The following is a 21,112-nucleotide window of genomic DNA, read 5'->3' on the forward strand; positions in this document are numbered from 1 at the left end:
AACGATCAATACAATATTATAAATGAAAATAAGCAGAATATATTTCTCTAAAGCAAACTTTTGTCATGATTTTATGTTCATATTCACCCAAAGAGCTTTTTATTCGTTTTATCAAAACAAATCACAAACCGTTCAGGTTGTGTTCAGTTTGACGCCTTTAAAATAGGGGAAAAATGCGAATTTACATACATAAGGAGCATCGCTATGAAAAAAATAATCAAATTAGCGGTATTATCAGCAATGACAAATGTAACTGTTTTTATGCCATTAAGCACAACGCTTGCAGATACCTCATGGAGTTATGAAGAAAAGACTACCACGAAGAAAATGAAGAGTATAGAAGAGGAAATAGATGAGCATATGAAAAGTGTAGAGAAAGAAATAAATGATCATATGAGGAGTGTAGACAAGGAAATAGATGATCGCATGAATCGTATGAAGAAAGAATTTGATTCCCACTTCTCTTCTCATTCTTCTCCTCATCGTCGTCCTCTTCAACATGTAGCCTATACAGGGGGTGAACATCGTCATTTTGAGCGCAGGACATATCATTATAGTGAACGCAACACGACAACCCATCATCATCATACCCATAAACATTATAAAACGCGTAGCAACTCAGGAGAGGCTTTAGCAGCAGGCATTCTTGGTTTTGCTGCAGGTGTAGTTCTTAATAATGTTTTCAAAAAACCAGAACAGCCACAAACACAAATCATCTATCAAAACCCACAACATCCCCAAGTAATTTATCAAGAGGTTCCTCAAGTCGTCTATCAACCAGTTCTACAAAATCAGGTTATTTATGAAGTTCAATCAACAACATATCAGCCCCTTCAGCAATCAGACACTCACAATTGGCTTCAATATTGCAAGAAAAAATACCGTTCGTTCAATCCAGAAACAGGGACTTTTCGGGGGCGTGATGGCCAAGAATATATTTGTTATGCCCCATTAAATTAATTCCCGTTACACTTTGCTAAAAAAATTAAGTAACGAAAAGAACACTTGAAAGTGTTTTTTTCGTTATGCATTGAGTTCTTGAAGAAAAGGATTCCATTGCCGCTCATAGCCTAAGTGACTACCTGGTCCATGCCCACAGATGAAACGGACATCATCGCCTAAAGGCAAAACTTTTTCTCGAAGTGATTTCATCAACGCTTCATGAGAACAGAAAGGGAAATCCGTCCGTCCAATAGAACCACGAAAAAGCACATCACCCAAGAGAGCAAAACGTTGTTTTTCATTGAAATAAATGACATGACCAGGAGAATGACCAGGTGTATGAAAAACAGTGAACACATGTTCAGCAAAACGAAGAGTATCGCCATCTTCCAACCATTGATCAGGGACACAATTGCGTGCATCAGTAATACCGTAGCTTTTTGCACTCTCAAACGCAGCATCCATCACAGGTTTATCACCCTGATGTGAACCGATAATTTTAACACCAAGAGCTTCTTTTGCTTGCATTGCTGCTCCCACATGATCAAAATGCCCGTGTGTTATCCAAATAGCTTCAACGACAACGCCCATCTTTTGGATAACTTCTTGAATTTGAAGCCAATCACCACCAGGATCCACTAAAACCCCCACTTTTTTTTCATTATCAAAAAGCAAAGTGCAATTTTGTTGAAAAGGTGTAACCGGAATAATATGTGTACTAAAATTGCTCATCATATCCTTTTCAAAGTAAATTTTTTTCAACTTTATGAGAGAGAATTTTCTTCTTTACAGAGTAAAATAGCTTGCTCGACAGCTTTATGCAACTTATGTAAACTTGAACTTTATAAAAACACCATTTTGTTAAGGTTTTGAAGAATGACCGATCACGTTCAAGTTTTGTGTGATGATGCTCCTCACCTTCTTGTGATTGATGACGACACCCGCATTCGTAATCTTTTATTGCAATTTCTCATTAAAAATGGATTTCGTGTTTCAATTTCAGCTAATGCTGATGAAGCAAAACGGCAACTTGCAAGCTTAGATTTTGATCTTCTTATAGTTGACGTCATGATGCCTGGACAAAACGGCATTGATTTCACCACCTCACTTCGTCAAACAAGAGACGTTCCTATCCTCATGCTCACAGCTTTGTCAGAAACAGACAATCGCATCCATGGACTAGAAGCAGGGGCTGATGACTATCTTGCTAAGCCATTTGACCCTCGTGAGCTTCTCCTTCGCATTAATGCCATTTTACGACGTGGTTTTCCACTACAACAACCTAAAATCGAGCAAATTGTTTTTGGACCCTATATCTTTTCCATTGCAAGGCGCGAACTCAAGAAAGGAGGAGAAATTATTAAATTGACAGATAACGAACAAAAAATGATGGTTATTTTTGCCGAAAATGCAGGAGATATCATTCCACGCCATAAATTTGCAATGGATGATAAAAATATTGGCGAACGTGCAATTGATGTACAAATCAACCGCCTTCGCCGTAAGATCGAAGAAAATCCAGCACTCCCGATATGGCTCCAAACCGTACGAGGAATAGGTTATAAACTTTCAATTGAACAAGCATAGTATGATCACACCTGTAAGAGAATTTGTCCGCTGGCTGACAAAGAAGATGCCAAAACGGCTTTATGCGCGCTCTTTGATCATCATTATTGCTCCCATGGTCCTCCTACAAACAGTGATTGCTTATGTTTTTATGGAACGTCACTGGCAAATGGTGACCGAGCGCCTTTCTACCGCTGTTGTCCATGATATTTCAGCTATTATCGATATCATTGAAACATATCCGCAACAAGATAACTACGAAGACATCAAACGTATTGCACAACAACGTATGGGATTAAACATAGCTCTCCTACCTCCTTCCCCTCTTCCTCCACCAGGTCCGAAACCATTTTTCGCAATTCTTGATTATTTTCTCAGTGAAGAAATCACCCGTCAAATTAATCGTCCCTTCTGGATTGATACAGTAGGCGATTCTGATCTTGTCGAAATCCGCATCCACCTTGGACACGGTATCTTACGCGTATTTGCACCACGTAGCCAAGCCTATGCTTCCAATACTGCTATTTTTTTAAGCTGGATGGTAGGAACAGCGCTTTTTTTATTACTGATAGCGATTTATTTTCTGCGCAACCAAATCAAGCCAATTCAACAATTGGCTGAAGCAGCAGAAAGTTTTGGACGTGGTCGCCCTTTACCTGAGGGCTTTCAACCACAAGGAGCAGATGAAGTCCGTCGTGCTGGCATTGCTTTTTTACGCATGCGTGAACGTATTGAACGCCAAATTGAACAACGTACCATGATGCTTTCAGGTGTAAGCCATGATTTAAGAACGATTCTCACACGTTTTAAACTTCAGCTCGCCTTAGCAAATACTGACTTTGATATTAAACCCCTTGAGCAAGATATAAGCGACATGCAAAACATGTTAGAAGATTATTTTGCTTTTGCTCGTGGTGAAGGAAATGAAAGCGTTAAAACCTTTGATTTAAACACTCTCATGCAAAAATTTTCCACCGATGCACATCTTCACAAACGTCAATTTTCCTACACCATTGAAGGTCCTACACAAATACAAGTACGTCCCCGCGCCTTCACACGCCTTGTAAGCAATCTTGTCTCAAATGCATTTTACTACGCCAACACTATTAAACTGACAGCTATATCTTACCAAGAATCCTTTATATTAATGATAGACGATGATGGACCTGGAATTCATAAAAATATGCGTACAGAAGTCTTTAAACCATTTTTTAGACTCGACAAAGCAAGGAACCAAGATGCAAGTGGAACGGGACTTGGCCTTTCTATTGCCCAAGATATAGCCCGTAGCCATGGAGGAAACATTCAACTAGAAGATAGCCCACTAGGGGGCTTGCGCGCTATTATTGATATCCCCCTATAAGCAAAACTTCACAAATCGTTAAAAAAAACACTCAACAAACTGTCGTAATTTAGGCATTTCCTACAGTTTCAAACAAAGTATATTGCAGTGCCTTATAAGCACTTTCGCCACGCCAAGCAACCATCTGAAATGCAACATAATGGCTTTCACAGACCTTTAGTGCGTGTATCAACAATGTCTCAACTTGTATATGAGATGGATGAACCCCTCCAGCCAGTAAAAGCCCTTGCCGATAAATAACCGAATTATTACTTCGCCAATAATCAAAATGCCCCAGTAACAATTTTTCATTAATTGCCAGCAATAAGCGATGTATTTCTGCCGTTTGAGCATTTTCAATAGAAAGATCAAATGCACAAGCCAAATGAAGCGCTTCCTGCTCTTCCATCCATGAAAACGCAAGGCGATAATTGGTCCGTTTTCCTTCTACACAAACACGAATTTCATCTTGTGCATCACGCTCAAACGACCAATCATATTTACAAGCAATCTGTTCAATAAAGTCAACAGGATGCTCTTCTCTTTCTGTGGCGCAAAATGCAAGCCTCATTATAATCCTCAATCATATTAAAAACATTTCAACAGAATACAAACCACCTCAACTGTAACAACATTTTGTTACAATCAAAGCCTTTACACCAAACAAATACACATTAAAAACATCGACAGTACACAAGTACTCGAAACTCAATCACGCTTCAAAAGTGAACCTGATAATCATAAAACGAATCATCAAGCTTTTTCAGTGTATTGATACAATTTTACAGCGCCAATCCCCCGATCTAAAAAAATGTCTTTTTTCACAAAAGACGAACAAAAATAAATGGATACTTTCCTCTAACAGACTCAAGATTAAGCATTTTTTAGTTTCAGGAATCCTACTGAAAAATTGGGGATATTTTTTCTAATAAAAATTATTTTACTTCTTTCGTGTCTGTGTTTTTTTCCAGATCATCAAGACGTTTTTTTACATCCGCATTTTCAGCATTTACTTTGAGCACCATTTCTTTAAAGGTTTCAAATTCTTCGCGTGAAACAAGATCAAGTTTATTTGCTATTTTTTCAGCCTGCAAACGAAAAGCCGTTCCAGCTTCACGTCGTATACCTTGCACAATATCAGCAGCATCTGTTGCTAATTTTGCCAATTCATCAAGAATACGGTTTGATCCATTACGCATAATGTTTTTCCTTAAATTTAAATTATTGACGCACGCATTATAGCGTATTTTCATAACATTTAGATACTGTATTTGTTCCTTTTGCCCTGTAAATTTTGCCCTACCATGCAGATTTTGTTTTAAGTCTTTTACACTCTTTTTACCATCATAAAATTTTAACAGGAGAAACCAGTGGAAATCTACCACTCTCCCCGCTTGACCATTATACATTCATCTGTCATTCCTGACCATCATATAACCTAAAAGAAAAAATGCTTAACTCATGAACAATCTTGTCTGTCCAGCCATTGCTTTTCCAGATTTTTTTAATCCGGTAATTGTCCGTTTAGGTCCCTTATCTCTTCATTGGTATGGACTTGGTTATGTAGTGGGCATTCTTTTTGCTTGGTGGTATGCGCAGAAGTTATTAGAAAAACAATCTCTATGGTCCGCTAAACAACCTCCTATGGATAAGCAAAAGATAGGGGATTTTGTTGTTTGGTCTGCGATCAGTGTTGTTGTTGGTGGACGCTTAGGACAAGTGCTTGTATGGGATCCCCTTTATTATTTTAGCCATCCAAGCGCTATCATCGCAGTATGGGATGGAGGAATGTCCTTTCATGGCGGACTCATTGGCATCATCATTGCAATGATCTGGTTTGCCCGTAAAAATAATATCAAGATACGCGCAATGTTTGATATCATTGCTTCCGGTGCCCCTATTGGTATCGGTATTGTACGGATATGCAACTTCATTAACCAAGAATTATGGGGCAATGTTACCGCCCAGCCTTGGGCAGTTTGTTTTCCCCTAGACCCTTACTATTTACCACGCCATCCAAGCCAACTTTATGAAGCCTTCATGGAAGGATTTCTTCTTTTTGTCATCTTATCCACTGTGATTTTTGCTTTCAAAGCATTAAAACGCTCTGGCACCGTATCAGGAATATTTATTATAGGTTACGCAATAGCACGTAGTGTTTCAGAAATTTACCGTGCTCCCCAAGAAGATCCAGAATGGTTTTCCAGGCTTTTTCATTCTACTGGCTTCACCTATGGTATGGCTCTATCCCTTCCTATGCTCCTTTTAGGGGGCTATCTCCTTTTTCAAGCTTGCAAAGACAAATCTACAGAAAATGTCCACCCTGAAAGAAAAAATTAAGAAAATCATTGCCCTTCATGGTCCAATCCCTGTTAGTCAATATATGACGTTAGCGCTCACAGACCCTCAATTTGGCTATTATCAAACACAAAAGCCCTTTGGGCGCGCTGGTGACTTCATAACAGCCCCTGAAATAAGCCAATTATTTGGAGAAATGATTGGCATTTGGTTTCTTGCAAATTGGAAAGCTCATGGTTGCCCTCACCCCTTCATTATTGCTGAAATAGGCCCAGGACGTGGAACTTTAATGAGTGACATTTTGCGTACCATGCAAAAATTATCCTCAACCGCATTTAATGCAGCTGAAATCTTTCTTATTGAAGTAAGTGAAAAGCTCAAAAAAGAACAAAAGAAATGTCTCTCACCTTATCAAAAAAAAATCCATAGCATTAAGAGTTTTGACCAAATTCCTTCAAAACCACTTTTTTTAATTGCGAATGAGTTTTTAGACACACTCCCCATCAATCAATATATTAAAATCAATGGAGAATGGAGAGAACGCCGCATTACAGTCAATGAAGAGGGAGATTTCATCTTTATTGCCGCCCCACATAAACTTTCCTCTTCTTGCTTACAATCCTATTGTTCTGAAATGCCTGATGGCACAATTTTTGAACATGCACCCTCACGCCATCAATTGATACAACAAATCAGCAAGCGTTTAGTACAAGTACAAGGTTCTGCTTTGCTCATCGATTATGGTGCTCGAGATCTTGCCTTTGGCGATACACTACAAGCACTCTCAAGACATAAATTTCGTGATATTTTTGAGGCTCCAGGTCAACATGATTTAACATCCCATGTGGACTTTTCCTTTTTAAAGAATATAGCCCTTGAACAAGGCTGTTTTATTGAAATCTTAGAACAAGGAGACTTTCTTTTAAAAATGGGACTGCTAGAACGCGCACAACAGCTTGGGTCGAATAAAAATGCTCCATTACAACACAAAATCCGCCAAGATGTCGAGCGATTAGCTGGCCCAGATCAAATGGGAAAATTATTTAAAGTCTTACATATGAGTGATAAAAACATACCTGTACCTCCCAAATTTTGATGCCCATAAATATTGACAAATACGCGCATTTCATACACCATTCTCTCCTTGGAAATGACCATCTTTATGAGGAAGTTTAATGAAGCCTATCTCACCTCCTATCCTTGCAAAAGAGCTTTCTGCCTTACACATGCACGGGATAAAACATGGTTTTTTCACACGCCAATGCGGTATTTCAAAAAGTCTCTTTCCAAGCCTTCATGTTGGACAAAATTTAAATGATCAATCTGCGCAAAATTACCTTTTGATCGCCGATTACTTTAGTGTTGAGGTACAAAATTTAATCACTGTCAATCAAATACACTCTTCTGAAGTTATCGTAGTGAATCAACCTTTTATGGGTGAAGTTCCCAAAGCAGATGCTCTCGTTACCACCATACCAGGACTCGTCATCGGCATTCTTACAGCAGATTGTGGCCCCGTTTTATTGGCAGATCCACAAACCGGTGTCATCGCTGCAGCACATGCTGGCTGGCAAGGAAGCTTAAAGGGAATTATAGAAAAAACAATTACTGTTATGGAAAAACAAGGCGCCAAAAGACAATCAATAACAGCAGTTCTTGGTCCTTGTATTGGTCCTTGCCACTACGAAGTCACAGACGAATTTTACCACCAATTTATTAAGTGCGAGAGTAAATTTCAAAAATATTTTTTAAAAACAGATAAAGTTAATCACTTTCACTTTAACCTGTGGGCATTCAATCTCAATCAACTCAAAGAAGCAGGGGTTAGTGCTTCTTGTTTAGAACTTTGCACCTACCAAGATGAACAGCGTTTTTTCTCCTATCGGCGTGCAACGCTCCGAAATGAACCGGATGATGGACGACAATTTTCTGCGATTATGTTAACGAGATGAATAGGGCTTTTTTCATCTAAAGAGAATAGCAAAACTGCAAAGCAAAATTTTTGCTCACAGTGAAACAAAAAACACTCTCAAACATTGTGCTTTTTATCAAAAATATTTTCTTAACAAACTAAAGTATGAAAGAACTAACTATTCTTATTCTCCAAAATTTGTCTGTGATGGCTAAAATTAAAACAATTTTAAACATGAACTTTGCTTTATTCCTTTTATACAGAAAACTATATCCACATTGTTTTATAGAATAAAAGAAAAAATAAAACACAGAGCTCTTTTATAAGATAAAGATAAAATTGTAAAGTTTTTGTAATTGTTATCCTTGCAATCTGATAATAAGAAGTTAAAAAACTTATCATATTCTACCGTGACGACTCAGAGGTTCCACTATGAAGCTTTTCTGCGGCAATTCTAATCCACGCCTTGCTGAAGATGTTGCAAATTATTTAAATATTCCCTTAGGCAAAGCAACCGTGAAACGCTTTGCTGATCAAGAAATTTTTGTAGAATTACATGAAAATGTCCGTGGACAAGATGTGTTTGTTTTACAATCCACATCCTATCCAGCCAACGATCATTTGATGGAATTGCTCATTATGATTGATGCGCTTCGCCGCTCTTCGGCGCGTCGTATTACAGCCGTCATCCCCTATTTTGGTTACGCGCGCCAAGATCGTAAACCTGGACCACGCACCCCGATTTCTGCAAAACTTGTTGCCAACCTGATTACCGAAGCAGGAGCCCACCGTGTTTTAACATTGGATCTTCATGCCGGACAAATTCAAGGTTTTTTTGATATTCCCACAGATAATCTCTATGCTGTTCCGGTTATTTCTCGCGATGTCAAAATGCATTACTCGCTTGAAAATGTTATTGTTGTTTCACCAGATGTTGGGGGGGTTGTACGCGCTCGCTCTCTTGCTAAGCGCTTAAATAGTTTGCTCGCTATTGTTGATAAACGTCGCGAACGTCCTGGTGAATCAGAAGTTATGAATATCATCGGAGATGTCTCTGGAAAAGATTGTCTTTTGCTTGATGATATTGTTGATTCCGGTGGAACACTATGCAATGCAGCAAGTGCTCTCCTAAAACACGGTGCTAATAGTGTCACAGCTTACATCACACATGGTGTTCTTTCTGGAAATGCTATTGAGCGTATTACTAACTCAGAAATGAAAGAATTGGTTATTACAGATTCGATTATGCCGACAGGGGCCATTGAAAAAGCCCATAATATTCGTGTTTTACCGATTTCCGACCTGATTGGCGAGGCAATCGCTAGAACAGCAGCAGAACAATCTGTCTCAAGCCTATTTGGTTAAAGGGGTGCTTTAGGATCCCCTGGTGCCGTTTCGACGCCAAGATCAGGGAATGCAACGATGCGTTGACCACTAAAATGTGTATGGATAACAATGAGGCCACGCTCTTCAAAATAGGTTAAAAGCCGACGTGCGCGGCTTAAAGAGTGTGTCCCATAAAGACGGGCTAAAAATGCATCGGATGGGCATGGCTTTCCGTCCAATGCGGCCTGTGCCACATTTAAGAAGACTCCTTGAACATCATCTTCCAGACTTTCTGATATCTGCAAAATATGTTTCCAATGTTCACTTACAGCTGTTTGTTCATCAACAAAAGCTTGAGCAATCGCCAATTTACGCCGAAATTGTGAGAGATTAAAAGGAACCTTAGAGATACCATGGATACGGCAACGAACCGAAAAATCTTGATAAAGCACCGCTGTTGAACGATAAAAAGCCTCAGGATCCTCAAGAATTTCCCGAATAACATGTTCTGCTTGACTATTACGCTCAACATCAGAAAGTTCAGGAAATAAACTTAGATTTTCTTCTAAGTCCTCTTGTTTTTTATGCACCACCTCCTCTAACATCTCGTGCATTGATTTTTCTCTCACAGGCTCTCGTATTTGTTTAAATGGCGTTAAAATTTCCTCTGGTGAAGCCGTAAAAACGAGTTCTTTTGCATCTATGTGCTCTGTTGGAAGTGGCATTAATTTAGGGCTAGAAGAGCGTGCTAAAGTTTCAACCGAACCAATGATAATTGGCAAGGGACGTCGTGATAAAGCAGGACCTAAAGCAATAAAATGTCCCCGCTCAAGATTTCTAAACATTTCCGCTTGACGACGCTCCATCCCCAAAAGATCAGCCGCACGCATCATATCAATATCTAAAAAAGTCCGACCTATTAAAAAATTTGAAGCTTCAGCAGCAACATTTTTGGCAAGCTTAGCCAAACGTTGTGTTGCAATAACACCAGCAAGTCCCCGTTTACGTCCTCGACACATAAGATTTGTCATAGCACTCAGAGAAATTTTACGCGCTTCATCGGAAACTTCTCCTGCCGCAGTTGGAGCAAACACTTGTGCCTCATCAACCACCACAAGCATAGGATACCAATAATCACGTTCCACATCAAACAGTGCCCCGAGAAAAGCCCCCACAGCACGCATCTGTTGTTCAGTATCCAAGCCCTCCAAGTTAAATACCACCGAAACCCGATGTTGGCGAATGCGATGAGCAATACGCGTTAATTCTAATTCGCTGCGTTGAGCCTCTACAATAACATGACCAAATTTATCGGCCAAAGTGACAAAATCGCCTTCTGGATCAATCACGCAGTGCTGCACCCACTTAGCACTTTGTTCTAAAAGACGGCGTAAAAGATGTGATTTCCCTGAACCGGAATTACCTTGTACAAGAAGACGTGTCGCCAATAATTCTTCCAAATCAAGAAGCGCTGGCATCGATTTATGCAAAGCACGACTCTCTGACATCTCACCCAAGGCAATCTCAACCTTCATAACATCTCCAGTGTTTGATTTTAAACATATTAGCGCCTATTGGTTGATTCTCCATCCGCGTAGCAATTTGTAACATTTCCTCCTTTCTAACGGTAGAAATCATCGATTTTTCCCACAACTCTTGCATCTGTGTAGAGTTTGAATTATAGAACAAACTTCTGCGTAGACACCCTTGGAGGCAACGCAGAATGGAGCAATCGCTGTTTTCTAGCGCATATCTTCATATCCATGCAAAAACTGTTATTGTTTTTGAAGGATCTCCAATCATGTAAAAAGGACTTAAATTATGAGTAAAAGCTACACTCTTAAGGCCGAAAAACGCGAGCGGGTTGGTAAGGGGTCCTCCCGTGAACTTCGCCGCAACGGTCTTATCCCTGCTGTCATTTATGGTGAAAAACAACCTCCTTTGGCAATAACAGTTCCCTATAAAGAAATTTTCTACAAAATCCAAGCCGGTGGCTTTCAGACCACCATTGCAACGATTGTTCTCGACAAGAAAAAAATTATGGTCTTGCCAAAAGATTACCAATTGGACCCTGTGCGTGACTTTCCTCTCCATGTCGATTTCTTACGCATTTCAGCAAAATCTGTTGTAGAAGTGAATATTCCTGTCCACTTCCTCAATGAAGATACAGCTCCTGGACTTAAAAAGGGTGGTGTCCTCAATATTGTTCGCCATGAAATTGAATGTACCGCTCCAGCAAATGCTATTCCTGAAGCCATTGAAATTGATCTCTCCAGCTATTCTATTGGTGATTCTATCCATATTTCAGCTGTGCAACTGCCAAAAGATGTGACACCCATTATCCAAGATCGGGACTTTACCATTGCAACCATTGCAGCGCCTGCAAGCGTAGATGTCAGTGATGAAACTTCCGAACAAGAAAAGGATGAAGACGAGGCGGAAACTTCATAAAACTCAACAGGCGGGAATTTTTCCCGCCTTAATTTATGAGACGTATACTCCCCTCACATTTTGACTGAAGGTACATATGTGGCTTATTGCTGGTCTTGGTAATCCTGGTTCGCAATATCAAAATAACCGCCATAATATCGGTTTTATGGCTGTTGATATTATTTATCAGTCTTTTTCTTTTTCTCCATGGTCGAAAAAGTTTCAAGCAGAAATCTCTAGCGGTTTCATAAATAATGAGAAAATTTTTCTTATGAAACCGCAAACTTTTATGAATCTCTCGGGGCAAGCTATTGGTGAAGCTTTGCGATTTTATAAATTAGATTTAAAGAGTTTGATCATTATTTATGATGAGTTAGACCTGTCACCGGGAAAAGTCCGTGTAAAAATCGGAGGAGGAAATAATGGGCATAATGGTATTAAGTCTATTGATGCCCATTGTGGTAGCGACTATTGTCGCATACGTATAGGTATCGGTCATCCTGGAAGCAAAGAACTTGTTCATCATCATGTTTTAGGAAATTTTACCAAATCTGATCAAGAATGGTTGCTCCCTCTCTTAGATACCATTGCAAAAAATATTGCTCTCCTTATAAAAGGTGACAAATCTCTCTTTATGAATGAAGTTTCACAAACGATAAAAAATAAAAACTTACTCTAACCTTTTATTTCTCTCACCGGTAAAATCAACATTTCTCTATAGAAACTTTATATAATATATTGATTTATAAAATTAATTTTTTTAAGCTAAATAAAAATACCTGATATCATGAGATTCATTTCAAGTCTATTGATAATGAAACAATCAAGACCATTGGCTTATACCTCACAAATTGGAAAGGTATACGGATAAAAACTCTTGAAAAAGAAAGATCTATACTCTTTTGTGAGAAAGAGAAGATTGAACAGCAAACCAAAATACTCAAATGGTTCTTTCCAATCTTCTCCCTAAAATTAAAAATCATTTGGCTGAATGGTTGACTCTAGCGGATCGTAGCCATTTGATTGTTGACTGTAAACTGTAGGCACACTCCTATTGTTTTGTAACACCACGACGCGCGAACCAACGGGAACACGATCATAAAGATCAATAATATCTTGATTGAGCAAACGGATACATCCGCTTGAGATGGCACGCCCTATTGACCAAGATTCATGTGAGCCATGAATACGGAAAAGTGTATCTTTCCCATTTTTGAAAAGATAAAGTGCTCGTGCGCCCAATGGATTATCGGGTCCTGGTGGCATTCCTTTCCCCAAATGCCCATAACGTTCTGGCTCTCGAGCCATCATTGCTGCAGTAGGAGCCCAATTTGGCCAGCGACGCTTGCGCTGTACAACCCCCTCACCTTCAAATGCTAGACCTTCCTTACCGACCCCAATCCCATAGCGTAAAGCTTTTCCATTTTCACCAATAAGGTAAAGAAAACATTCTTGCGTATCAATAACCAATGTTCCAGGTGGATAAGATGTATAATAAATCACTTCTTGTCGCCAAAACTTTGGATCAATTGTTGCAAGATCAACAGCAGGTAACGGATAAGTTTCATTCGTTACAGGACCGTACAAAGCCTGTATTTCTGGTGGAATGTATCGAGCTTGTTGAAAAGAAGCTGATGACATATCTGATTGATGTGTTGTAGCACATCCAGCTAAAGCTAAAAGTGCTGCAATTAAAAAGGCACAACGAGATAACACTCTTCTATTTTCTCCGATTAATTATTTACGCAGATTTGCGTACCATGAAAAACTTAGCACACTATTAACATTAACTCGAAGTTTTCTTAATTATCAATTTTAAGAAGAACTTTAAAAAGTAAAAAAAGCAAATTATTCATTGCTGTAGACTTTTTTCCAACTTATCACAATACAAAGACTATAACTCTTCTGAAAATGTGCTATAAAAAACTTTTATCTTGACCATAAAATCAATAGAAAAGAAAGATTCTCATGGGCTTTAAATGCGGTATTGTCGGATTACCTAATGTTGGAAAGTCAACTCTTTTTAATGCGCTCACAAAAACAGCCACTGCACAGGCGGCCAATTATCCTTTTTGTACCATTGAACCCAACACGGGTGAAGTTGCTGTTCCAGATTTACGAATGGAAAAAATTGCATCAATTGCAGGTTCAAAAGAAATTATTCCTACACGCATTAATTTCGTTGATATTGCAGGGCTTGTACGCGGCGCTTCAAAAGGCGAAGGTTTAGGGAACAAATTTTTAGCCAATATCCGTGAGGTTGATGCCATTATTCACGTTTTACGCTGTTTTCAAGATGATGATATAACCCATGTAGAAGGACGCATTGATCCCCTTTCTGATGCCACAACCGTTGAAACTGAACTCATGCTGGCGGATCTAGAAAGTCTTGAGAGACGAACCGTACAAATTCGCAAACGAGCCACTGGAAAAGATAAAGAAGCTCTCACAATTCTACCCGTTATGGAAAAAGCATTAAATATCTTGCAACAGGGAAATCCTGTTCGATTGTTGCTTAAAGATATCTCTTCTGAAGAACGCCGCATCCTTGAGAACTTAAATCTTCTCACTTCTAAACCCGTCCTCTATGTGTGCAATGTAAGTGAAAATGACGCTGTTCATGGAAATAACTTTACACGAATGGTCGAAAAAATGGCAGCAGAGCAAAATGCTCAAAGCATTATCATTTCCGCTTCTATCGAAGCTGAAATTACGCAACTTAATGAGACAGAAGCTTTAGAATATCTTAATGCTTTAGAGCTCTTTGAACCAAGTCTAAATCGCCTTATTCGTGCTGGCTACTCTTTACTGGATCTTATTACTTATTTCACCTGTGGTCCGAAGGAAACACGCGCATGGACGATCAAACGTGGTACAAAAGCTCCCCAAGCAGCCGGTGTTATCCATTCAGATTTCGAACGTGGTTTCATTCGCGCTCAAACTATCAGCTACGAAGATTATATTACCTTAGGGGGAGAAAACGGTGCAAAAGAAGCAGGCAAAGCCCGTGATGAAGGTAAAGAATATATTGTGCAAGACGGTGATGTTATGTTGTTTAAACATAACACTTAAATAGTCGTCCTCTCTTAATGTTTTGTGCCTTTTAAGCAAATAAAGAATGGGGATAGGATTTACAGATATCCTTTCTATAAAATTTTAAGGATTAATATTCTGTTTGAAGTATTTTTAAGATGCACAAAACGTATAGAGTATTTTTCTTTCAAAAAAAATTGAAACTGTTCGTTCCTTTACCTTATCAAAATCATTAAGATCTAATCTCAATTTTCCTTTGAGTTCTAAAAAAACAAAAAGAGCTTCTTGCCTAAAGTTTTTACATTTCTCAAACGCTCTATATAACAAAACAGTGCCATCACATGTTATGATAGCAACTGTTCTAATTGTAGACAATGGAAACACGAAATTAGCGTGCCCAATGCCCTTCATATTTAAATGTTGGAGCGTCTTTTAAAGAATCCTTTGTGGCATTTGTAATAAGTTTCCACTTACCATAATCATTTGTCATCTGGATTGTTTCTGGAGAAACGATTACATAACTCTCCCCTATGCCAAGAAAACCGCCAACAGCAATCACAAACCCCGCAATATTATTTTCACGTAAAATAATATCTTTTACTTCACCAATATTTTCATCTTCTATATTATAGACATTGGCGCCTATAAGACTGGAAGCAACAAAATCTGTTGCTAAAGGTGTTACATAACGCACAGACTTATCGATCCCCACCTGTACAATACCCGTTGCAGAAATTATTTCAGGTTTAGAAGGTACTTCAAAAGACTGAGCATAAGTACTAGAAACCATCAAAATTGACATAAGAATAGTACATACAATTTTCTTCATTTTAACATCTCCATTTTTACTTTGCTTTTACTTTATAAAAACTCAATGCATCATAATCAGAATTGTTCCCTACACTCTTTATACTCTTTCAAGACCAGTCTCATAATTTTTTTCTTGTAGTCTTTTACCTTCTCCTTTCATTTTTCTTCTAAACTACGCCAAATACGGTTTTTTAAAATATAAACAAGCCCTGCAAAAATGATCAAAAATAAGATAACACGAAAACCGGTTTTTTTACGAATTTCCATATGAGGATCAGCAGCCCACATTAAAAATGCAGAAACATCGCGTGCATAATGTTCAACAGTTTCTGGAGTTCCATCTTCATAAGACACAACACCATCACTCAAGGGAGGTGCCATAGCTAAAGAATTACTAGCAATAAAATAAGGATTATACCAAAAACCATCAACGATTTTTGTATTTTCTGGAGCTTCCTGATATCCCGTTAAAAGAGCTGTAATATAATCTGGACCAGCAGTATTATAATGAGTAAGCACCTCAGAAATAACAGCAGGAAATGGCAAAGATACGGCGCGTGCACGTGCTATTAATGATAAATCTGGAGGAGAAGTGCCATTTAAAATAAATCTTGCTTCTTCTTCATTCGTAAAAGGAGAAGAAAAATAATCTGTTGAGACCCCAGCGCGTTTAAAAAACTGCCCTTCTCGATTAGGACCATCGCGCACTTCATATTGCCCTGCAAAAGCTTTAATCTGTTCTTGATCATAGCCAAGAGCCTTTAAATCGCGAAAAACTACATATTTTAACCCATGGCAACTAGCACAAACCTGCTTATAAACCTTTAATCCACGTCGCAACTGTGCTTTATCATAAATGCCAAATGGCCCTGAAAAACTCCATTCCTGTTTTTTGGGGACATGTAAGGGAAAAGAAACAAATTCCTCCTCTTTATCAGAAACAGTACCAGCAAAACTGTGAAAAGGAAAGCCTATCACAACTATAATCATCAATCTGATAAAAGCTTTTACCATAGTTTATTTTGTTTCTGTTTCATATCTTCAGTAATGGAAGAAGGAAGAGGACGCCCTTTTTCAAAAAGAGGAAGGAACGGCAAAATAATCAGAAAGAATATAAAATAATAAGCGGTCGCCAATTGCGTCCATAAAAGAATGCTATCATTGATTTCCCTTGAACCTAGATAGCCAAGAAACACAACATCAGCAATAAACGCCCAAAAGAAAATTTTATAAACAGGTCGATACCTTGCTGAACATATTTTAGAGCGATCTAACCATGGAACAAGAAACAAAATGAAAACCGAACCAGCTAAGAGAACAACTCCTAAAAAAGTTGATGAAAGAACACCAATATTAAAAGTGATGGCACGCAGTATGGCATAAAAAGGCAAAAAGTACCACTCTGGAACCACGCGAAGGGGGGGCTTTAAAGGATCAGCAACAGTATAATTTTCAGCCTGTCCCATATAATCAGGCATATAAAACAAAAACCAAGCAAAAAAGACGAGAAAAACAGTAATGGCAAAAATATCTTTGATAAGCGCATAGGGTGTAAAAGGAACAGTTTCCTCATCTGATTGTATTGTAAGACCTGTTGGGTTACCCTGCCCAACTTGGTGGATTGCAAAAATATGAATCCCCACGAAAAAAAGCAAAACAAATGACAACAAGTAATGAAGCACATAAAAACGGTTCAATGTTGGTTGTCCAACACTATAACCACCAAGAAGCGTCTCATGCAACCATGTTCCCACCAAAGGAATGGCTTTCAAAAGTCCAGCAACTACTGAAGCAGCAGAAATAGACACCATCCCCCAAACCAGGACATAACCAAAAAACGCTATTGCCATCATGATGACATAAATAAACATGCCTGTAACCCAAACCATCTCACGCATATTTTTATAAGAACCATAATAAAGTCCACGGGCTAAATGAATATAAACAGCGATAAAAAAGAACGACGAACCCACACAATGCCACGGGCGAAAAAGCCAACCAAACTGCCCTTCACGCCTAAAACGTTCACCCGTTTCAAAAGCCAAATGAACATCCGGGACATAATGCAGTGACAAGACAAGACCTGTCAAAAGCTGTGATAAAAGCATAACGGTCAAAATACCGCCGAATGTATAAAAATAATTAAGATTACGCGGTACAGGAAAAATAACAAATGTATTGTAAAAAAAGCGAGGGAAAGGCAAACGTTTATCAAACCAACGAGCAAGAGCAGTTTTAGGAAAATAGGGAGGAAATTTTGCCATCACTTTATCCTATTTTCAGTAAAGTATCGGAAAGAAATTGATAAGGTGGAATGGCGAGGTTATAATTAGCAGGTCCTGAACGCACTCTTCCAGCTGTATCATAAACAGACCCATGACATGGACATAACCATCCACCAAATCGTCCCGATTGGCCAAGTGTTACACAACCAAGATGTGTACAAAGATTAATAAGAATAAGCCAATTCTCACGCCCTTTACCTGCTGAACGTGAAAAATCTGTCGCTTCTTCTTCACCTTCAAGATTAGGATTGCGGGCTTGACGATCTCTTAGAAGGCTCAATTTTGTAGCACGCGCTTCAGCAATTTCTTTTGCAGTGCGGTTACGAATAACAACAGGTTGCCCACGCCATTTCACCGTTACCGACATGCCCTCTTCAATACCAGAAAGGTCAACCTCAACAGAAGAAGATGCCAAAACAGCCTCATCTGGACGCAATTGACGGATAAAAGGCCACGCAACAATCCCCATTCCAACTGCTCCTGCAACAGCTGTTACCAAAAAGAGAAAATCCCGCCTCGTCTGCTCACCCATTGCCTTAACTTCAAAGAGACACGTTCCTACAACATCTTTTTACCATACCCTCTCCTATTGCACAATGCTTGGATTAATCACCATTGTCCTACCCCATAAAAATACCTCTGAAAAAAACTTCTACTCTTTGTATGACAGATACAAAACCTAGTTTAATGATAATTTATCATTCTATAAAGTGAATAAGAAAACTAAATACCCTAGGTTTATTTCAAATCTCTGTTTCTATTCAATCAATCAAAATCTTTCCCTTACCTGATAAAACCCAAGGCCCTTAAGGGAATCCCGAATCATTAGACTCCCTTTTATCTTAAACTAATCTTTGGCCATCACTTTTTTCCTGAAACTTAAAGTACATAAAAACTAAATACAAAAATCATATATTTCTTGACCATATTTTTTGAATAACTTACGGCACTTCTTTACAAAGTTGAAAAAAATCATATTACAGAGAACATGACACTTCATATAGCTCTTTTTCAACCTGATATTGCTGGTAATACCGGAACGATTTTACGTCTTAGTGCTTGTTTTGGTTTACATGTGCATATTATTGAACCCGCAGGCTTTAACCTATCGGATCGTAATCTCAAACGCGCAGGATTGGATTATCTCGAATATGCGTCCTTAGAACGACACATTGATTGGCAACATTTTTTAAGCTCTATGAAACACTTTAACCGCCGTCTTTTGCTTTTAAGTACAAAAGCAAAAAAATGCTATACGCAGATAGACTATCAAAAAAATGATGTTTTACTTTTTGGTCGTGAATCAGCTGGCGTCCCCGATTATGTTCATGAATCTGCCGATTACACATTGAAAATTCCTATGAAACCACAGGCTCGCTCTCTCAATATCGCCATGAGCGTAGCCATAACAGCAGGAGAAGCATTGCGCCAAATTGGTTATCATGAAGGAAACTGTAATCTATAAAAATACAAAAATTCTATCAAAGCATTAATAGAATGATCAAAATACATAAACTCCGGTTTTCTAATAAATAAAAAAACATTTTTCAAAAATTTTACAAATCTTAAAAGCGCATGCTTTTCAACGATACTTTTGGAATAAAGCCTCTAAAAGCTCATAAACTACCCTATAAATATAGTTAAAGCATGTAACACCTACCATTAAAAATAAATATTCCTTAGTGCCTATTACCTCCATTTCATATCACCACCTGTGAATGATTAAATACCTTTTATATAAAAATGCATTAACATCCTCCTCTTTATGTTCATAAAAAATACAAACCGTTATCATTATTCTCTTTAATCTGTTCTTATTTCATATGAATAATGATAAACTATTGTAAATGAATATTTAAACTTAAAAAGTAAAAATAACTGTACGCTTATACCCCATATTATAAATCAATTTTTTCTAATAAAGCATGACGATCCATTAAAAATCCATTTTCAATCCATATCATTTCTAGTTCTTTAAGCTTTTGTCCTAAAAGGATACCTTTTGAAAAACCTTTTTTTATTAAATCGTTACCATTAATGGGAAAAGTTGGAATCTGCCATTTTTGAACAAGCTGATAAAGTTTGAGATAATTTTCTTTTTTTTGCAAAGCCTCGCTTTTTTCTAGAGTATCGACATGTGATACAGCAATAGATAAGGATAATTGATCTAAAACCGGTTGTCGCCCATGAAAATAAATCAGTTTTTGCACAAAATGAGCAGAACAGTTTTGGCTTATTATTTCTAACTCTGCCCATTCTTTTAACCGTGTTGTTTCCTTATGGGATAAACGCAAACGCTTTGCCATTTCATGAAGACGCACAGGATCAGGAGGGAGAAGACTTTCTAGCCGTAACAAGGGATCAATTTTCCAACCAAGAGCCTGTTCTGTTTTCACCAATGCGTGGATTGCATCAATGCCCCATTTTTCTGTTTCAGGAAAAATGAGTGACAAAATTCTGCTTTGACGCATCCACAAAAGAGCACGTGTTGGGTCAGAAGCTAAAAGAAGCTTTTTTATTTCCGCCCAAATACGCTCAGAAGAAAGTTTTTCTAAACCGTGTTTTAAACGAACACATGCCCTCAAGCCTTCCACATCAGGTCGCCCCGCTCCATACCATGCAAAAAAGCGAAAAAAACGTAAAATACGCAAATAATCTTCGCTAATACGATTTTCTGCAACACCGATAAAACGAACTGTTCGGTTCGCAATATCGCTCAAACCTCCTACATCATCATAAAGGTTGCCAGCCGCATCACAATAAAGGGCATTAATGGTAAAATCCCGCCGTTCGGCATCTTTTTTCCAATCACGACCAAATACCACTTTTGCATGACGACCATCTGTTTCAATATCACTGCGAAGCGTTGTGACCTCATAAGAACATGAATGCGCAACCACTGTTATTGTACCAAACGCAACCCCTGTAGGAATAGCTTTAAATCCTGCTTTTTCTACACGTGCGATAATCTGTTGCGGTAAGCAGGTTGTCGCAATATCAATATCACTAATAGGCTGCCTTAATAGTTGATTGCGCACCGCTCCTCCCACGATACGCGCCTCTTCCCCCTCTAAAGATAAAATACGAAGAAGTGTTTGAATATCACTTTGTTGTAACCATGCAACCTGTTTGAAGTTCTGCCTTATATTCACCCTTTAACCTTTCAAA

At 38.4% G+C, this 21,112-nt stretch carries 21 protein-coding genes; 11 read left to right on the forward strand and 10 right to left on the reverse strand.

From position 1 onward, the window contains the following. Positions 1 to 204: 204 nt before the first annotated feature. Positions 205 to 960 (forward strand): BA14K family protein, encoded by a 756-nt coding sequence (locus tag PVV65_RS03170; protein ID WP_273789188.1) that lies wholly within the window; start codon positions 205 to 207, stop codon positions 958 to 960. Between the two features lie 63 nt (positions 961 to 1,023). Here the strand turns inward: PVV65_RS03170 and PVV65_RS03175 are convergent, their stop codons facing one another. After that, positions 1,024 to 1,674 carry an MBL fold metallo-hydrolase gene (locus PVV65_RS03175; protein ID WP_273789216.1) on the reverse strand — a complete coding sequence of 217 codons (651 nt, stop codon included), beginning with the start codon at positions 1,672 to 1,674 and terminating at the stop codon, positions 1,024 to 1,026. A 144-nt stretch (positions 1,675 to 1,818) separates the two neighbouring features. On the opposite strand from PVV65_RS03175, the gene PVV65_RS03180 reads away from it, so the two are divergent. Both PVV65_RS03180 and PVV65_RS03185 read left to right on the forward strand, forming a co-directional pair. Further along, entirely contained in the window at positions 1,819 to 2,529 is a 711-nt protein-coding gene (locus PVV65_RS03180) for a response regulator (RefSeq protein ID WP_273719802.1), read from the forward strand. Between the two features lies 1 nt (position 2,530). Continuing rightward, the gene (locus PVV65_RS03185) at positions 2,531 to 3,871 is read left to right on the forward strand and encodes an ATP-binding protein (protein ID WP_273789189.1); all 1,341 of its coding nucleotides are present in this window, start codon (positions 2,531 to 2,533) and stop codon (positions 3,869 to 3,871) included. Positions 3,872 to 3,920: 49 nt separating this feature from the next. On the opposite strand, the gene PVV65_RS03190 is transcribed toward PVV65_RS03185, so the two are convergent. After that, positions 3,921 to 4,421, reverse strand: coding sequence for a YbjN domain-containing protein (locus tag PVV65_RS03190; RefSeq protein WP_273754450.1), 501 nt, complete (start codon positions 4,419 to 4,421; stop codon positions 3,921 to 3,923). Positions 4,422 to 4,785: 364 nt separating this feature from the next. Next, positions 4,786 to 5,049 carry an accessory factor UbiK family protein gene (locus PVV65_RS03195; RefSeq protein WP_273719799.1) on the reverse strand — a complete coding sequence of 88 codons (264 nt, stop codon included), beginning with the start codon at positions 5,047 to 5,049 and terminating at the stop codon, positions 4,786 to 4,788. Between the two features lie 262 nt (positions 5,050 to 5,311). On the opposite strand from PVV65_RS03195, the gene lgt reads away from it, so the two are divergent. The 4 genes from lgt to PVV65_RS03215 all read left to right on the forward strand — a co-directional run bounded on the left by lgt (position 5,312) and on the right by PVV65_RS03215 (position 9,425). Next, the gene (lgt, locus tag PVV65_RS03200) at positions 5,312 to 6,190 is read left to right on the forward strand and encodes a prolipoprotein diacylglyceryl transferase (protein WP_273719798.1); all 879 of its coding nucleotides are present in this window, start codon (positions 5,312 to 5,314) and stop codon (positions 6,188 to 6,190) included. Then, positions 6,165 to 7,244 carry a class I SAM-dependent methyltransferase gene (locus PVV65_RS03205; protein ID WP_273789190.1) on the forward strand — a complete coding sequence of 360 codons (1,080 nt, stop codon included), beginning with the start codon at positions 6,165 to 6,167 and terminating at the stop codon, positions 7,242 to 7,244. The genes lgt and PVV65_RS03205 overlap by 26 nt, the downstream gene beginning before the upstream one ends. A gap of 79 nt (positions 7,245 to 7,323) precedes the next feature. Further along, complete coding sequence (gene pgeF, locus PVV65_RS03210) at positions 7,324 to 8,100, forward strand: peptidoglycan editing factor PgeF (protein ID WP_273789191.1); 777 nt, start codon at positions 7,324 to 7,326, stop codon at positions 8,098 to 8,100. A gap of 392 nt (positions 8,101 to 8,492) precedes the next feature. Then, complete coding sequence (locus PVV65_RS03215) at positions 8,493 to 9,425, forward strand: ribose-phosphate pyrophosphokinase (protein WP_273789192.1); 933 nt, start codon at positions 8,493 to 8,495, stop codon at positions 9,423 to 9,425. On the opposite strand, the gene PVV65_RS03220 is transcribed toward PVV65_RS03215, so the two are convergent. Next, complete coding sequence (locus PVV65_RS03220; RefSeq protein ID WP_273754456.1) at positions 9,422 to 10,921, reverse strand: ATP-binding protein; 1,500 nt, start codon at positions 10,919 to 10,921, stop codon at positions 9,422 to 9,424. The two genes, PVV65_RS03215 and PVV65_RS03220, sit on opposite strands and share 4 nt — an antisense overlap. Before the next feature lie 286 nt (positions 10,922 to 11,207). Here PVV65_RS03220 and PVV65_RS03225 point away from each other — a divergent pair, with 286 nt between their 5' ends. Together PVV65_RS03225 and pth are read left to right on the forward strand one after the other, a co-directional pair. After that, positions 11,208 to 11,837, forward strand: a complete 630-nt coding sequence (locus tag PVV65_RS03225; protein WP_273754457.1) for a 50S ribosomal protein L25/general stress protein Ctc — start codon at positions 11,208 to 11,210, stop codon at positions 11,835 to 11,837. 76 nt (positions 11,838 to 11,913) lie between these two features. Continuing rightward, a complete protein-coding gene (gene pth / locus PVV65_RS03230) occupies positions 11,914 to 12,495 on the forward strand; it encodes an aminoacyl-tRNA hydrolase (protein WP_273789193.1) in 582 nt (193 codons plus the stop codon). A gap of 293 nt (positions 12,496 to 12,788) precedes the next feature. Here pth and PVV65_RS03235 read toward each other — a convergent pair whose 3' ends face one another. Beyond that, positions 12,789 to 13,532 (reverse strand): L,D-transpeptidase, encoded by a 744-nt coding sequence (locus tag PVV65_RS03235; protein ID WP_273754460.1) that lies wholly within the window; start codon positions 13,530 to 13,532, stop codon positions 12,789 to 12,791. Between the two features lie 252 nt (positions 13,533 to 13,784). On the opposite strand from PVV65_RS03235, the gene ychF reads away from it, so the two are divergent. Further along, positions 13,785 to 14,888 carry a redox-regulated ATPase YchF gene (gene ychF / locus PVV65_RS03240; protein WP_273789194.1) on the forward strand — a complete coding sequence of 368 codons (1,104 nt, stop codon included), beginning with the start codon at positions 13,785 to 13,787 and terminating at the stop codon, positions 14,886 to 14,888. Positions 14,889 to 15,237: 349 nt separating this feature from the next. Here the strand turns inward: ychF and PVV65_RS03245 are convergent, their stop codons facing one another. From PVV65_RS03245 to petA, 4 genes are all read right to left on the reverse strand, one after another. Beyond that, positions 15,238 to 15,678, reverse strand: coding sequence for a PRC-barrel domain-containing protein (locus PVV65_RS03245; protein WP_273789195.1), 441 nt, complete (start codon positions 15,676 to 15,678; stop codon positions 15,238 to 15,240). Between the two features lie 137 nt (positions 15,679 to 15,815). Next, complete coding sequence (locus tag PVV65_RS03250) at positions 15,816 to 16,673, reverse strand: cytochrome c1 (RefSeq protein ID WP_273789196.1); 858 nt, start codon at positions 16,671 to 16,673, stop codon at positions 15,816 to 15,818. Beyond that, entirely contained in the window at positions 16,667 to 17,923 is a 1,257-nt protein-coding gene (locus PVV65_RS03255) for a cytochrome b N-terminal domain-containing protein (protein WP_273789197.1), read from the reverse strand. Before PVV65_RS03255 ends, PVV65_RS03250 begins: the two co-directional genes overlap by 7 nt. Positions 17,924 to 17,927: 4 nt before the next feature. After that, a complete protein-coding gene (gene petA / locus PVV65_RS03260; RefSeq protein WP_273789198.1) occupies positions 17,928 to 18,476 on the reverse strand; it encodes a ubiquinol-cytochrome c reductase iron-sulfur subunit in 549 nt (182 codons plus the stop codon). Between the two features lie 456 nt (positions 18,477 to 18,932). On the opposite strand from petA, the gene PVV65_RS03265 reads away from it, so the two are divergent. Continuing rightward, positions 18,933 to 19,409 carry a tRNA (cytidine(34)-2'-O)-methyltransferase gene (locus PVV65_RS03265; protein ID WP_273789199.1) on the forward strand — a complete coding sequence of 159 codons (477 nt, stop codon included), beginning with the start codon at positions 18,933 to 18,935 and terminating at the stop codon, positions 19,407 to 19,409. 433 nt (positions 19,410 to 19,842) lie between these two features. Here the strand turns inward: PVV65_RS03265 and PVV65_RS03270 are convergent, their stop codons facing one another. After that, positions 19,843 to 21,096, reverse strand: a complete 1,254-nt coding sequence (locus tag PVV65_RS03270) for a CCA tRNA nucleotidyltransferase (RefSeq protein ID WP_273789200.1) — start codon at positions 21,094 to 21,096, stop codon at positions 19,843 to 19,845. Between the last annotated feature and the right edge of the window lie 16 nt (positions 21,097 to 21,112).

The organism is Bartonella sp. ML70XJBT (assembly GCF_028618425.1).
Classification (GTDB): Bacteria; Pseudomonadota; Alphaproteobacteria; order Rhizobiales; family Rhizobiaceae; genus Bartonella.